This window comes from Bradyrhizobium sp. 521_C7_N1_3 (assembly GCF_052075975.1).
GTDB lineage: Bacteria > Pseudomonadota > Alphaproteobacteria > Rhizobiales > Xanthobacteraceae > Bradyrhizobium > Bradyrhizobium japonicum.
The window spans coordinates 1638747-1652717 of sequence record NZ_CP197232.1; the positions used below are offsets into that span (position 1 = coordinate 1638747).

Genomic DNA, 13971 nt, shown 5'->3' on the forward strand with positions numbered 1-13971 from the left:
GAAGATTTGCCGCAAAAGCCCATCGGTTGTTGACGCGCGAGGTAAACAAATGCTCAGCGATAGCTTCGATGAGACAGTGGAAGTCACTTGCCGGCCGTCGCGGTTTACGTAAGGCAAAGGGAAGCCGAGCGCACCGCTCACCGTCCTTAAATCACCTGCCAACAAGTCACTCAGATTAAGGATACCAAGGGCACCGCAGATCGCGGTCATGTGATTTGCGGTTGCAAGCCGGAGCCTGGTTGGCGCATGTTAACTACTTCGCTATTTCTCCTCTCTCTTATCTGAACGACAAGATGCCAGAAGGGCGTGGATGTAGCAGTGCCGAGCGGGTTTGATGAGGATGTGATCCTCCCGGAGGACGTTCATGCCGGCAAGATTCTGCCAACCAATCATGCCGTCCGCTGCCGGCGGCTAAAGGGCTGAAAACGGTTTGCGAGCAAGTTTTTTCCCGGGAAGGCAGAGGAGGAGATCCTCACATGGCAGGACCGGGTGTCATGGAGATCGTGCGCCGCCATCGCGCGCTGTAGCTTCGCAGTGCCGATAGACCGCGTCATTTCGGCTGATACAAGGAGGCTCTTTGCTGGCGCAAGCTGCAGATCAGGAGGAACACGAGGCTGCGGAGTCCGAGAGATAATCGATCTGCTGCTCGTCCGGCTTGATTCCGCCAGACGAAAGGACCCACAGCGCAGTCCAACTCCGCCTGCGGATACGGAAAAGATGTCGGTGCTCAAGAGTACATGCAGCAGGAAATGAGATAGAGGCCTGATCTTGCCCCGCCGATCCGGCCAATCGCTCTTCGTGTGATGCCTGTAGGCTCTACATAAAGTCATATTCCTCATCATACGGATCGTTCGCGGGCTTCGCTACACTCTCGGTATACTTGGCATTGCCGCTGTTGTCTTCAGTCGCGGCAAGATACAAAGGCGGCTTACCCGCCCGCTGCCAATTGCCGCCTTCGTTCTTCCATTTGTCATCGTGCTTGGTGGGATCTAGCACCATCATCGAGTCACTAACCTCAAGAAAGCCCAACGCTGCCGCGCGGGCTTTCGCTTCCGGATTGGAAGAGTGGGAGAGAACGAGCGGTTTGTTTCCGTCGATCTGGAGCTGATGTTCAAGCAAGATATCGCCCGCGTTCTCGACGAGCGGATGAGTAACCCGGAAAGCTATTGTTGAGGTGATTTCATCTCGTCCAGGAAATTGATGGCGCCAATCATTGTTGCCCTTGAACAGCTCACTCATGCGGCCTCCGGGTTCCGTTCTCAGAAGCCCGACGCTCTTGTTCCCAAGCTGATAGCTGAAAAAGCACGATTTCTCCGAAATAGACTTCGTGCCGAAGCGAAATGCAGTGTCCGCTGTGCGTGAGCCTTTTCGGAAACCCAGCGCGAGTATCGCTGCGGATTGGCAGCAATATCCTCTATGTCTCCTCCATAAAAATCTGCCAGCTTATTCTCAAACGAAGATTTTGAGATCTCAACCACCGGCCGCTCGTCAACCAGCGCGTATGGCGGGACTGCTGCCAAAGATGCATCAACGGAGCAGCTCGATGGCGCCAAACTCAGAGCAGAGAATACATCCAAGAATCTTGGGCTATCCGTGTGGGAGCCATCGTCCGAGCTCGTTCCCATTTCATCGAGCTCGGACGCACGTTCGCTGTTAGATAGAGCTTTAGTGTTTTGAAACATAACACGTCCTGTTATGTCGGCGAGGCCGCGCTGGAGTGGGGTTCCGCGCTCATAGTAAGCCTAGCTGTCGGCAAGCTGACAGCTAAGCATCACGCTTCGCTATTCCTGCCCGCTCTTGATCGCCTTATCTTGAACGAGCCAATGCTTTCCGGCTGCCCGCCTGAGGTGCTGCGCTGGCATCGCCGGCGTCCATCTTGCCTTGAAGGGCGAGGGACAGTCCGAAATTGTTGCGCAGCATCGGGTTTGCAGGTTCCGCCGCGAGAGCTTGGCGGTATAGCTCTTGGGCTTCCTGATGACGGCCCTCGTGATCGAGAACAACTGCTTTGGCATTTAATGCGCGCAGGTCGCCAGGGGTTGCCAATAACACGCCGTCGAGCACCTCAAGCGCATCATTCGGACAGTTGCGTGCCAGCAGGGCTCGCGCAAGAGGAATAGCCGCATCAATGTTGTTCGGCTGTTGCTTCAATGCGTCGCGCAGAGCCCCTTCATCAGCATCTCGGCCAAGCGCGTGCGAAATGCGCTCGCGCGCGGCGGGGTCGATCTCTTCGCTGTCTGCGAGGTCTGATGCGGACCTCTGCTGCGGTGAAAGGCCATGTTTGTCTGCGGTAGCGCAACCAGCGAGCAGCACAACAGTCAGCATCGCAAGCAGAGCCGGCCGCAGCCTTGGACTGGCGGAGCACAGATATCGGCGGAAGCTGGTGTCATTAGATTTCATCGGCTACTCACAAGGTAGTGCTGCGCACTCTTAGCTTGCAGCTGTTAGGAGCCCTCCTGAGGAAGGCGCCTTTGGAAGCTTGACGGATCCGATCGGCCGGACCGTGAAGTCCGCGGCGAGATCTTGATAGGACAGAACAGGCAAGTCGATTCCGTTGCGCGTGAGAAAACCGCGCACGAAACGCCGGATATCCATCGAACCGAGGACGACAGGCTGGCTCTTACTTTGCGCGATGGTCGCATGAATCTGACGAAATTGTGCAAGCAGCTTTTCGCTCTGCCATTCATCCAAGACGAGATATGGGCCTACGGCCGTTTCCCGTACTGCGCCGCGGATGATTTCCTCGCTCTCACGCTCGATGATAAAGGCGACCACGACGCGATGGGCATTAGCATACCGGAAGCAGATTTGGCGTTTTAAGGTAGCACGAACATACTCGGTGAGCAGGACGGCGTTTTGCTCGCGCTCGCTCCATTCTGCCAATGCCTCCAGAAGCAAGCGGGTATTGCGGATTGGAATGCCTTCATCGAGCAAGCGGCGCAGGACCTCGGCGATCCGAGGGACGGTGGCCGTACGCAGTACCTCCTTCACCAGATCAGGGTATTCCTGCTCCATCCGAGCGAGCAATTGGCGGGTTTCCTGAATACCGACCAGGCGCTGTGCAAAGCGCGTCAATGTGGAATGGAGACGTAAGGCAAGAACTTCGCTTAGCCGATGATATCCGATTCCGGCGGCCTTGAGAGCCGCTGCATGCCGTTCTTCGATCCAGACCCGATTCGTTTCAGGGTCTTGTTGAAAGGGGATGCCGCTCAATTCGATGTTCGCGACATCGTCGTTGAGTGCCAAGTGCCCGGGATTGATCACATCACGCTCAACTGGCACACTATCGACATCGACCCTGAACTGCGACGAGGACAAGCTGTCGCCAATCTGGGCAGGGATCCGCGGAATGGTGATGCCAAGGTCCGCCGACACGAGCCTTGAAACACGCGAAATGCTCTCTTCCAGCTCGTCTTTGTCGATCGAATCCGTCAGGTTTGGTGCAAGGAACAACGCGATCGGAAGCGCTTCCGCATGTGCGGCCTGCTTTTGGACCGCTGCAGGAACCGGCGCCGATGCCGCGGCGCTAGCTCCTATTTTGGCGGCAGGCTTGTCGTCTTTGGGGCCGACCTTGACGTAGCTTGCGGCAGCGAACAGGACGGCCAGCACGGCAAACGGGGGCAAAGGAAAGCCAGGAACGAGCCCCATGAATACCAAGACGCAAGCGGCTAGCCTAAGTGCCTCCGTACTTGCGGTAAGTTGGTGAACGATATCGGCGCCGAGTCTGAGTTTGGAGGGTCCGTTGACGCGCGTGACAATGGTCGCGGCGGTAATTGACAGCAGCAGCGCCGGAATCTGCGAAATGAGCGCATCACCAATCGTCAAAAGAGTATATTGATGCAGCGCTTCATCGAGCGACATGCCCTTGGAGAGCAGGCCGATGCTTATTCCGCCAAGCATATTGATGCAGATCACGATCAGCCCGGCGATCGCGTCTCCCTTAACGAACTTCATGGCACCATCCATAGCGCCATGAAGCTGACTCTCTTGTTCCAAGGCGGCACGTCGGCGGCGTGCTTCGTGTTGATCGATGTGGCTGTTGCGTAGCTCCGCATCGATCGCCATCTGCTTGCCTGGTAGCGCGTCAAGCGTGAAGCGCGCAGACACCTCTGCGACGCGTTCGGCACCCTTGGCAAGAACCATGAATTGGACCATGGTCACGATCAAGAATATGACAATTCCGACCGCAATATTCCCTGAAATGACGAAGTCGCCGAAGGTGTGAATGATGCTGCCCGCGTCGCCTTCGGCGAGGATCAGCCGTGTTGTTGCAATCGTCAGCGCCAGCCGAAATACGGTGGAGATCAGGATGACGCCCGGCAAGGACGAGAAATCAAGCGGTGTGCTGAGATAGAGGGCAACCATCAGCAGCAATATGGCAAAGCCAAGATTGAAGCCGATCAGCATGTCGATCACGATGATTGGGATTGGCATGATCATCATGCCGATCGCTAGAAGCAGCATCAAGGCAACCATGAAATCCGGGTGGGCCGGAGCGCGCACGACAAAGCCGCGCAAGGTGTTGGCCATGATAGATCCCTATTGCTTTCGGATGAGGGCTGTACTCGCGCGCAATGACACATAGGTCTGGAAGACCTCGCGAGCCTCGGCCATGCGGCCAGCGTGCCGTAGCGCGTGACTGCGCAACAGCGTCATCGGTATGCGAGAAGAGGGTTGCGTATCAAGTGCGTCCAGCCGGTCCAGCACATGGAGTGCTTCCTCGCCGAGGCCCTCGGCGATGAGCGTGTAGGCTAGAATGCGGAGTAGACCGACGTCGTTGGAATGCTCGCGAGCTGCAATTCGCAACAGAGCCAGGCTGTGTGCGCTCTGCCCGCACGCGAGATGGACATATGAGAGTGCGCAAAGCAGGTCGCGCTCTGGCCCGGAGATCGACGGAATATCGCCGGATTTTGAGACTCCTGGAGCCAGGGGAACGGCGACGCGATGCAATCCATCAGGATCGGCCATGGCTAACCCTTGATTAAGCTGTTTTGGTTTTGTCGGAGCATTAGTAACCGCTGCAGCTCCTGCTGCAGGATTGCCAAGCACTCTCGCGCCGTCTTGTCTTCCGGCGTCGCCTCCAATGTTCGCGTCAAGCGTTCCAGAAGAACACCATGCTTGTCAGCGCGCAGTACGTCGGGATGACGAAGGCGCGGAACTACGAAGGAGAGTAGTCCGCGGGACAGATTGGGACCATAAAGCGAAGCCAATCTCGCGCGTGCATCTACCTCATTCGCTCCTGCTTCGCTTTCGAATAAAGTGACGCGTGAGATGGCGCCGACGGAATCGACCCCGAGCGCCGCTTCGCTCGCGCCATCAATTGGCAGATCATACGAAGCCGCATCCTGCCACGACGCCCGCTTCGTGCCGCTATCCGCATGGGCGCCTCCGACTTCGAGCTTATCACCTCGCGAAGGAGGCGAGCCGATGACTGGTGCGTGCTGGCCCGCATCTAACCCCTGCGATGAGTTGCCGGGCCCTACGGAGTTCTGAGGCAGCCTAGCCATAGCCTTCTCCTTCTCTTTTGCAGGGTAGAGACCTTAATAGGGCAAAGCGGCAGATCGGCCGTTGCGGCTGAGCAGAACTCGTCCATCCTCGATTCGATCAACGGTCCATCCATTACTTAAGAGCGCGCCGACGAAATACTTCTGCCCGGCAATAAGCAGATAAGGTTCGCTTCCGCGCCAGACGGCTTGGACAGCAATCGAAGACGGCATCTTTTCCTCTTTCACCGCGACAGCGTTCACAAGGGTCGGGGTACCATTGCTTTGACGATCGAACCATTGCTGGATTTCTTTCCATTTTGCGACGAGGTCCGGCGCAATCGTCCCTTCCGCGGTCACGACGCCGGGCCCGTGCCCGATCTTGACGTCAGGAAGGCCCTCTCGTTCGATCTGTTGGCGCAGTGATGCGGCCATTTCATCAGCAGCTCTCGCGTCAAAATGATCGACGGTTGGTTTAGCGGCAATTTCGACCGCGTGCGATGATCCGGTGCTTGGCGCCACCGCCCTATCGCCGGGGGCAAAGATGATTGAGACGGTGCCGATCGCGACAGAGCTGAGCAAGATCAGGCTGAGTGCCACGATCGAGCGGCGAGATCGCTTGCTCGAAGCAATTGGTTGGAAATCCTCTGCCGACCAGCGGATGGACATCGCGCCGGCATGAATGATCGCGGGAAGCGGCACTCTGACGCGCTCACCTGTTGCAATGCTAGCGTGACGGTCAATGCTGATTCTGGCAGCGAGCGCTTCGAGCTCGATCGAATCGCGCTGCGGGATGACGCGAAGATGATGCGGTTCGAGCCCTTGTTCAACGAAGATCATGTCCGCATCGAGGCCGCTGCCCACAATGCTCTCGCCGCCCGCCGTCTTTCCTTTGAGCCCGGTATAGACCCCCGAAAGCACCTCGAACTCAAGCGAAACAGAGTCGTTCACGATAATCCCCCGAATAACGAGAGAAGCCGTACGGCGGTGCCGTACGGCTCATCCAGACTTCGTCATTCACAGCGCGGCGACGGTAGCAACTGCGGTGAGCCACCCGTCTTGCAGAATTACTGGACGCGCTCGTCGGCGACCTTCTTCTCGGACGAGAGTTCGGTCGTAATTCTGCGCATTGCCACGGCCTGGGCCTGAACCTTCTGGCTCACACGCTCGAATTCAGCCATCTGGTTCTGGAAGCCGCTATCGCCGGTCTGCTGGGCACCAGCAGCGCCGCCATTTCCGCCAACATTGTCAACCGCCATGTCTATTTGCCTTTCTTTTGGGATAACGCTGGTTCTGATTTGTTACGAGGTGCGGGCCGGCGAGACGATCGCAGGAATGGAAAGGAACATGGGCGTACCGCCGAGCGTGCTGAGCCCGAGGTTCAGCTCCGGGCTCTTGCAGGCAGTCTCGTGCTTGGATTGCACCTCGGTCTTTTCGCCGGCGTCTTTGTGGTCTTCGGCCTTATCATGGTGACCCTCGTCGGGCACCAAGGTGTGGACCACCTTGTCAAAGACCTTGTCCACGGTCCCGCCCAGTGCCGAACCAATTGCCGCTCCGGCCGGGCCGCCTAGGTAACCGCCGGCGGCGCTTCCAATCATTTCTCCGATCATTGCGTTCTCCTATGTTCGTCTTGTTGCGCAGACGACTGTTCGCCTAGCTTCAGCGGCCTCATGCTAGGGGCGCTAGCTTTCGAAAAGCTGACGAGCCTCACGTTGAGGCGAGTGATATTTTGCGGCAGGCTTGCATCTGCTCGCAATCATCGGATCGCCCTGTCGCTCCCAGCGGCGCCCTATAGCCGGCTTGGATGAAGGCGAGTTGAGCCGTGCTTAGCTGCGCGTTCAGGAATGATTTGACTTGGCGGAACCTTCGCAGGCGCGTGGCTTGCAGGGTGGAGCACGGAAGCGGGATAAGGTCATCGAGCCGTGCGGATCTCAGCCCTCGCTTGTCCCGTTTGGCTAAGATGGCGGCTTGCGAAAGCTCACCTTTCGCGAAGTCTTGATGTTTGGGAAAATGCAGCGAGAGTTCAAGCTGTTGATCGCTCCTCGCAGATGATGTGCAGTTCCGGCGGGAGCGCTGATTGCGGTGAGGATGAGATGATTGGCTGATAACCGGCAACGTCGTGTCATTTGCCTGAAGACATGGGAGCACCGCTGGTACCAGACGAATCTTGCCAGGAAGGAATATTAAATCTTGCGATACGTTCAGCGAAGGATGCGTTTCGGACATCCGATCGATGCCAAAGTGCGTGCGGCTTGGCTCGCTGATCATCGTCAGCTTTTCGACAGGTGTTCGGGCTACCGTATCTGTGAGTTGAATGCGCGTGATGTGCTCGTGCGGTTACGGTGATGGGGCGAGAGAGGATCTCCATAGGCTGCCGGTTCTGGCAAGGGAATTAGTCGTTCGTTCGGATGAGCTGATCAGGCGCTCTCATGCAGATCTGAAGCGGCGGATCTTGGGTGACTATGCGCGTAACGCTCACAGTTTTACAGATGTCGTCTATGCAACAGGAGTGAACTAAATGCAGTATCTTCCCGTGGCCGGCCTGCCAGTGGTGGGTGCGCCCGACTCGATGAACGGAGTGGCGCCGGAGGGCGCTGTTGTCACTCCCACCTTCAACGCCATGTTGGGGCAATATGCCCCGGCGAGCTACCAGTACTTGCCGGTAGCCTCACCAGCCCTCGTCGGTACGGCCGTTGGGAGTGTCGTTCCGGTCGTCGTGGCGCCAGCCGTCGTTACGACGCAGGCGTACATGATGGCGCCTCCTCCTTCCACCATGCTGATGAGCCAGCTGAATCAGAATGCCGAGCCTGCTGTGGATCCGGTGTGGACGCATGAGGTCAAGGATGGCAAGGCCACGATCAACCTTGGGGACAAGTATACGATTACGGCCAATGAGAAGGATGGCACGTGGACAGTCCGCAACAACCAGACCGGCCATGTCACGGTCATTCATGGCGACCCGCACGTTGATGCCGACGGAGACGGCAAGGATGACTTCGATTTCAAGAAGGATATGACGTTTCAGCTCGACGACGGCACGAAGATTACTGTGAATAATGTCGACTACGGCAATGGCCAGGCCATCTCTTCAAAGCTTACGATTACGAACGGCCACAACGCGATCGTTGTCGAGGGGCTCGGCGACGACAAGGATGGCAAAAACAATCTGAGGGTGACGCAGTCCAACGCTGGGATGACCCTTGACGAGTTGACGTCTGATGGTGCCCAAACGATCCATGAGAGTGGACAGGGATGGGTCGATGGCGCCGGACGCGCCGTGAATCAGGCGAGTATCGACGACGGCGAGCAAGGGCGTGGGCCGGGCAACTACCAGTATGCAAGCGGAGCGCCCACCTCTACGGCGCCCGTCTTCTTCGTTCCTCCTCCGCCGCCGCCTCTTGCGATGGTGCCTGTTGCGGCTGCCCAGGTGCCCACGCAGTCTTCTCAGCCGGCGCCAGTGTGGTCACATGAGGTCAGGGACGGCAAGGCTGAGATCAAGCTTGGTGATAAGTATTCGATCTTGGTCGACGAAAATGACGGAACAGTGCTCATTCGTAACAGTCAAACAGGCAAGATCACCTCGATTAAAGGCGATCCCCACGTCGATGCCGACGGTGACGGCAAGGTCGACTTTGACTTCAAGAAGAACATGACTTTCCAGCTCGACGACGGCACGAAGATTACTGTCGACACCGTTGATATCGGCAAGGGCAAAACGATGGCCTCGAAGCTGACCATTACTAACGGCGACAATGCCATGGTCGTCGAAGGGCTTGGAGACCGCTTTGACGGTAAGAACAATCTCAAGGTGACGCAGTCGAATGCGGGCCGTACGCTTGATCAATTGACTTCGGACGGAGCCCAGACGATTTATGAACAACCAGGCTCGGGCTGGGTTGACCGGTCTGGACGCCAGGTGAACCAGGAAATCATCGACAGCAATGAGAATCCAGGCACAACGTCCGATGCTTGAGTTGGCCTGAGGTCTGGCTGGTACTGCGAAGCGGTTCCAGCTTATGGGATAAGTCACTGAAGTGGGCGCTAGCGCCCGCTTTTCGTGTTCAGTGAGGAGATGAAGATACTAGTACCCACTTTTCTTGGAACGTGAGTCGTGATTCAAGGTCGGGATGATACCCGAAGCAAGAGAAGTCCACCTTTCGAGGAAAGATCGCAAGGTGCTTGAGGCGTGCTGTCGCTCACCGGTGACGTTGCAGCGCGATTTGAAGCGGGCGCGGATAGTTCTGTTGGCGGCGGATGGGCGCAGCACCCGGTCGATCGCCAAGGAAGTTGGGGTCCAGCCGCGGATTGTCAGCCTTTGGCGGCATCGCTATGCCGACCATGGCCTTGAAGGGCTGCAAGACAAGCCGCGGCCTGGCAAGCAGCCGATCTATACGAAGACGACCGACAAGCGGATTCTGAAGCTGCTGGATAAGCCGCCACCGCAAGGGTTTGCGCGCTGGACCGGCCCCCTGCTGGCCGAGGCGCTGGGCGATGTCGATGTCCAATATGTCTGGCGGTTCCTGCGCAGCCACAAGATTGACCTGGTGGCTCGCAAGTCCTGGTGCGAGAGCAACGACCCGAACTTTACGGCCAAAGCCGCCGATGTTGTCGGCCTCTATGTCGCGCCGCCGGCGAAGGCCATTGTGCTGTGCGTGGACGAGAAGCCCTCGATCCAGGCTTTGGAGCGAGCGCAGGGTTATCTGAAGTTGCCCAATGGCCGCGCCTTAACCGGCCAAAGCCACGATTACAAGCGGCATGGCACCACAACATTGTTTGCGGCGCTCGAAGTCGCCACCGGAAAGATCATCGCGACCCATTCAAAACGCCGGCGCCGCGTCGAGTTTCTCGATTTCATGAACAGCGTCACCGCGACTTTTCCGAACCGCAAGCTTCACGTCATCCTCGACAACCTCAACACCCATAAAAAGAACGAGGACTGGCTCAAGGCCCACCCCAACGTGCAATTTCATTTCACGCCGACAAGTGCGTCATGGCTCAATCAGGTCGAAGTATGGTTTTCCATCTTGCAGGGGCAGTCGCTCAGCGGCACCTCCTTCACGAGCCTCAAGCAGCTTCAGGAACACATCGATGCCTACGTCAACGCATACAACGACAGAGCCGAGCCCTTCGTCTGGACCAAGAAAAAGGTCCGTCAACGCCGTTTCAAAGGCCGCCGTATCACTCAGCTCTGATTCCGGGTACTAGGTGCGGCGGCCTCGATGAGGATCTTAGCTCTTAGCGTGATAGGGGCAGTCTGAGCTTTGGCGCCAATTCGTAGCGACAAATACGCCATAACTCAGGATCAGGCAGCAGCAACATGCCTCGATGCTGAGGGGTAGCGGTCCCCGGAGTTCTGCAGATATGGGCGCAGCGAGCGCCAAGTCTGCCTATGTTCCGGAAAATCTCGGAGGATCTCTCTAGCGCACGATCTCGCGGGCGGCTGCAGAACCAATCGAGGATAATAGATGACGAAGTTCATCGGCGGGGAGCGCTCGGGCTCGCTTAGAACGTCTGGTGCCCTGGCTAAAGAGCGCTCCTGATGAACCCTCATCGAAGAATATGTGACACGGCGGCATGAGCAAGTCGCTGCGGCGTCTTCCGAAAGTTGCGAGGTCCTGCAGAACGGCCGCACCGCCTGCCTGGAGGATCACCTAAGACGGTCTAGCGGCTGCTGTTGCCAAGTCCGCCTGCTTCACCCGATCGTTTTCGGTTCGGCTTGCCGTCCGTCAGGTCCTCCCTGTGCGCGTCTGATAATCCGGCCTTCAGCCATCATCTAGCTCGCTCATAGCGTCATCCATGTCTGACTGGGTATCGCTTATGACCTGGGTAGCGACGGCAACCAGAGCTTTTTCGAAGGCCCGCTGCAACAATGCTGCGTGCGAGTTGTCGCCGCCGTTCGCGGCGTTATCGGTGTTTGTGCCAGCGTCTGGCGCCGTTGCTGCGATATCGGCTGCGCCTGTGTCCATGTCATAAAACTCAGATAGCGGCGGTGCCGCGAGATGACCTATTCCTTTCGTGCTAGCAGGGGCAGCTTGCAAGAAGCTGACGAAGAGTGAGGCCGGATTGATGCCGCGATTCGTGCCCCGAGTGATCTCAGGTGGTCCGGTGTTTGGAGGTTTGTGCGAAGAACTGTGCTGGTTCTAACAACCGGTATGTTGAAGGTATTTAGGGGGGCCGGTCATACCCAGACTATCCTGATCCGCAACGCGCTTACCTTCATCTCGACGACATGGATCGCCTCGCGGTCCTTTCTGGCGGAGCTTCAGAAGACCCAGGTTGGGGCGGTCCCGCCTGCAATGGCCGGGCATGCGAGGGGCCGGCGTGCGGCGGCTCATCCTGAAAAAGGGGCGGTGCGCGATGGTCCTGCATGCGATGTCCCCGCTTGAGGCTCACCGTGCCGTGGCTCGGCTTCCGATGGGCCGACATCCAGAGTCTGCCATATCACATCTTGATCGAAGCCGGGATGTTCCTCGATCGCCTGAGCTATGGCCTGCGGCGAGAGATGCAGCTGGCCGTTGTCCGGCTCTGGCGCAGCGACGGCCGCAGGCGCGGCATATAGATTATCCTGCCAACCCGAGTCTGGCCCAAGGGGATGCGCTAAATCTGGGTAAGGCGGATAGAGGTGTCCTGTCTCCAAGTATGGAGAGTAGGGATGGCCCGCGTCGAGATAGGGTGAATAAGCCTCGCCCTGCAGCACTGGATGGGCGACTCCCTGCGCCGAAGCGGGAGCCTCTGAACCGCTGAGCTGCCGCTCGAACTCGGTTGCATCTGTAGCCGTCCGTGCTGTGTCGGGCTCCGGCTCGTATTCGCCGGGGCGACTGCATTGAAATCCACCCTGTTTCTCCTTCCAACTGATGACGCGCATTGAGCTATGCGAAGCCTCAGCTAGCTCGGAAGCGCGCGTGCGGAGGCCCACATTGATCTTTAATGCCTCGCACTGCGTGAAGGCAGCGCTACCCAATTTCCCTCGAGCATCCGGTCTCTTATCCATCTATCGGGCTGCCTCAAGCAGGGCAGCCGTCAAGACCTCGCAGGCTCATGCTGGGGGCTTTAGCTTTCGAAAAGCTGACGATCGGATGCGACTTCAGTCGGAGCGGTCTTGCATCTTCGACCATCACTTCTGGCCTGGACCGGCTTCGCGCACAGCGCCCCCATGAAGCGGCGTTTCGGGAGAAGCTTCCGGCCGCCCGTCCCGGAAGACCGTGCTCGAGGAGCCGCGAAACAACATCAAAACCGACTCGTGTTGTGACCTCTCGGCGGCGGGACTGCGCCGGGCCTGCGCTTCCGCCACAAGGCCCTTGAGGGTCTGGTCCACCAGCGCAACAAATCTGGGTGGGCCAGAAGCAAGGATGAGGCCCTCTCCCGGGGCAGGTTTCACGATATAGCGCTCATCCGAGATGTTGAGCGCGTCGAGCGCGGCCTTGAGCGCATCGAAGCTGATTGGGTTCAATACAATGAGCCGGCTTTGCGCCTCTTGGGCGGCGGAGATGTAAAGGACAAGTCCGTCATAGTACCACTGGAGATTGTACAAAGCAGTCAAACGGTCAAGGAATTCTCGTGGCGGCAGGTCCGGCATTCGTCCACGAATCCGGCCCCTGACGTCGGCGCTGACATTGACCCTGATATTGAGATTGTTTCCGAACTCCTGCAGCGCCGCAGCAAGATCCTGATCGAGAACGGTGTAGCTATAAGGGGCGGGCGGCAGCGAAAGGGATGCAGCAGACGTGCGCAAAATTCCGACACAGATGAGAACACCGGCACAAAAAATTCTTTTTAAGATATGTACCACCGTGGACCGCGCGAGCATTCCTTGACGCCTTCCGCTCATTATGAAGTTAGAGTTTCGCCGCAGCTTGGAAGCCAAACGTGATCATTAGATGACCAAGTCAACCTGATCTCCGTCAGGTTTTCGTCAGCTCGGCAGCCTATGAACTTGATCGGTTCATCGGCTAAAGCTTAGGTCATCAAACCAGCACAATGACACACTCCATGTTGTTAGGCGCAACGCCGATCCCTCCCAGTTCAGCCGGTTGTCTTTCCGGTGCCTGCTCTCCGGCAGCTGCTGGCGAGCAGGCGCGTTTCGAGCAGTCCCTGGCGCAAGTAGCTCCCAATCAGGGGTCTGCTTTCCCGACCGCGAATCCACCCGCAGCGACTCCTCCGATATTGGAGGTCCAGCGCACGAATGTGCTGGCAAGTCCGCCGGGCGACCGAATCCTCCAAACCCTTTCCGGCATCTACCAGGGTCGAGCCGTTTCTCCGGCGATTGCGCCGGCTGTCGTAAATGGGGTGCAGCCTGGGCCGGCTGCGCAGCCACTTTTGCCGGCGGATAACGCCGGAGCCAATGCGGCTGTTAAGCCGGTTGGAGCTGATTTCGAATCGATGATGACGAATCTGCGAGACGTCTACAAAGACGTTGTTCAGGTTTCCCTCGTCTCCAAGGGCACCAGCGCCGTCAGCTCGTCGCTAAACAAGCTGCTATCGGCCGGCTGAG

At 57.9% G+C, this 13971-nt stretch carries 14 protein-coding genes; 3 read left to right on the top strand and 11 right to left on the bottom strand.

What is annotated here, in order from left to right; all coding sequences use genetic code 11:
• Positions 1-816: 816 nt before the first annotated feature.
• The 9 genes from AB7008_RS07580 to AB7008_RS07620 form a co-directional block, all read right to left on the bottom strand.
• Positions 817-1239, bottom strand: coding sequence for a hypothetical protein (locus AB7008_RS07580; RefSeq protein ID WP_011084606.1), 423 nt, complete (start codon positions 1237-1239; stop codon positions 817-819).
• 567 nt (positions 1240-1806) lie between these two features.
• Positions 1807-2397, bottom strand: coding sequence for a tetratricopeptide repeat protein (locus tag AB7008_RS07585; RefSeq protein WP_011084608.1), 591 nt, complete (start codon positions 2395-2397; stop codon positions 1807-1809).
• A gap of 30 nt (positions 2398-2427) precedes the next feature.
• Entirely contained in the window at positions 2428-4527 is a 2100-nt protein-coding gene (gene sctV / locus AB7008_RS07590) for a type III secretion system export apparatus subunit SctV (RefSeq protein WP_011084609.1), read from the bottom strand.
• A 9-nt stretch (positions 4528-4536) separates the two neighbouring features.
• Positions 4537-4965 (bottom strand): tetratricopeptide repeat protein, encoded by a 429-nt coding sequence (locus AB7008_RS07595; RefSeq protein ID WP_011084610.1) that lies wholly within the window; start codon positions 4963-4965, stop codon positions 4537-4539.
• Between the two features lie 2 nt (positions 4966-4967).
• On the bottom strand, positions 4968-5504 hold the full coding sequence (locus AB7008_RS07600) for a hypothetical protein (protein ID WP_011084611.1): 537 nt from the start codon (positions 5502-5504) through the stop codon (positions 4968-4970).
• Positions 5505-5537: 33 nt separating this feature from the next.
• Positions 5538-6431, bottom strand: coding sequence for a SctD/MshK family protein (locus tag AB7008_RS07605; RefSeq protein ID WP_011084612.1), 894 nt, complete (start codon positions 6429-6431; stop codon positions 5538-5540).
• 116 nt (positions 6432-6547) lie between these two features.
• Positions 6548-6739 (bottom strand): hypothetical protein, encoded by a 192-nt coding sequence (locus tag AB7008_RS07610; protein ID WP_014497948.1) that lies wholly within the window; start codon positions 6737-6739, stop codon positions 6548-6550.
• 42 nt (positions 6740-6781) lie between these two features.
• Positions 6782-7090 carry a hypothetical protein gene (locus AB7008_RS07615; protein WP_011084613.1) on the bottom strand — a complete coding sequence of 103 codons (309 nt, stop codon included), beginning with the start codon at positions 7088-7090 and terminating at the stop codon, positions 6782-6784.
• Positions 7091-7187: 97 nt separating this feature from the next.
• Complete coding sequence (locus tag AB7008_RS07620; protein ID WP_080588795.1) at positions 7188-7748, bottom strand: hypothetical protein; 561 nt, start codon at positions 7746-7748, stop codon at positions 7188-7190.
• A gap of 250 nt (positions 7749-7998) precedes the next feature.
• Between AB7008_RS07620 and AB7008_RS07625 the strand changes: the two genes are divergently transcribed.
• Together AB7008_RS07625 and AB7008_RS07630 are read left to right on the top strand one after the other, a co-directional pair.
• The gene (locus AB7008_RS07625) at positions 7999-9453 is read left to right on the top strand and encodes a DUF1521 domain-containing protein (RefSeq protein WP_014497946.1); all 1455 of its coding nucleotides are present in this window, start codon (positions 7999-8001) and stop codon (positions 9451-9453) included.
• Between the two features lie 154 nt (positions 9454-9607).
• On the top strand, positions 9608-10672 hold the full coding sequence (locus tag AB7008_RS07630) for an IS630-like element ISRj1 family transposase (RefSeq protein ID WP_011084514.1): 1065 nt from the start codon (positions 9608-9610) through the stop codon (positions 10670-10672).
• A gap of 570 nt (positions 10673-11242) precedes the next feature.
• On the opposite strand, the gene AB7008_RS07635 is transcribed toward AB7008_RS07630, so the two are convergent.
• A complete protein-coding gene (locus AB7008_RS07635) occupies positions 11243-11446 on the bottom strand; it encodes a hypothetical protein (protein WP_011084616.1) in 204 nt (67 codons plus the stop codon).
• A gap of 1148 nt (positions 11447-12594) precedes the next feature.
• A complete protein-coding gene (locus AB7008_RS07640; RefSeq protein ID WP_020608155.1) occupies positions 12595-13287 on the bottom strand; it encodes a secretin N-terminal domain-containing protein in 693 nt (230 codons plus the stop codon).
• A 182-nt stretch (positions 13288-13469) separates the two neighbouring features.
• On the opposite strand from AB7008_RS07640, the gene AB7008_RS07645 reads away from it, so the two are divergent.
• On the top strand, positions 13470-13970 hold the full coding sequence (locus AB7008_RS07645) for a nodulation protein NolB (protein ID WP_026312858.1): 501 nt from the start codon (positions 13470-13472) through the stop codon (positions 13968-13970).
• Position 13971 lies beyond the last annotated feature (1 nt).

Bases quoted from the DNA above. Each gene is read 5' to 3' on its own strand.
- AB7008_RS07580 (WP_011084606.1), bottom strand. From the start codon at position 1,239: ATGAGTGAGCTGTTCAAGGGCAACAATGATTGGCGCCATCAATTTCCT.
- AB7008_RS07585 (WP_011084608.1), bottom strand. From the start codon at position 2,397: ATGAAATCTAATGACACCAGCTTCCGCCGATATCTGTGCTCCGCCAGT.
- sctV (WP_011084609.1), bottom strand. From the start codon at position 4,527: ATGGCCAACACCTTGCGCGGCTTTGTCGTGCGCGCTCCGGCCCACCCG.
- AB7008_RS07595 (WP_011084610.1), bottom strand. From the start codon at position 4,965: ATGGCCGATCCTGATGGATTGCATCGCGTCGCCGTTCCCCTGGCTCCA.
- AB7008_RS07600 (WP_011084611.1), bottom strand. From the start codon at position 5,504: ATGGCTAGGCTGCCTCAGAACTCCGTAGGGCCCGGCAACTCATCGCAG.
- AB7008_RS07610 (WP_014497948.1), bottom strand. From the start codon at position 6,739: ATGGCGGTTGACAATGTTGGCGGAAATGGCGGCGCTGCTGGTGCCCAG.
- AB7008_RS07615 (WP_011084613.1), bottom strand. From the start codon at position 7,090: ATGATCGGAGAAATGATTGGAAGCGCCGCCGGCGGTTACCTAGGCGGC.
- AB7008_RS07620 (WP_080588795.1), bottom strand. From the start codon at position 7,748: ATGATCAGCGAGCCAAGCCGCACGCACTTTGGCATCGATCGGATGTCC.
- AB7008_RS07625 (WP_014497946.1), top strand. From the start codon at position 7,999: ATGCAGTATCTTCCCGTGGCCGGCCTGCCAGTGGTGGGTGCGCCCGAC.
- AB7008_RS07630 (WP_011084514.1), top strand. From the start codon at position 9,608: ATGATACCCGAAGCAAGAGAAGTCCACCTTTCGAGGAAAGATCGCAAG.
- AB7008_RS07635 (WP_011084616.1), bottom strand. From the start codon at position 11,446: ATGGACACAGGCGCAGCCGATATCGCAGCAACGGCGCCAGACGCTGGC.
- AB7008_RS07640 (WP_020608155.1), bottom strand. From the start codon at position 13,287: ATGCTCGCGCGGTCCACGGTGGTACATATCTTAAAAAGAATTTTTTGT.
- AB7008_RS07645 (WP_026312858.1), top strand. From the start codon at position 13,470: ATGTTGTTAGGCGCAACGCCGATCCCTCCCAGTTCAGCCGGTTGTCTT.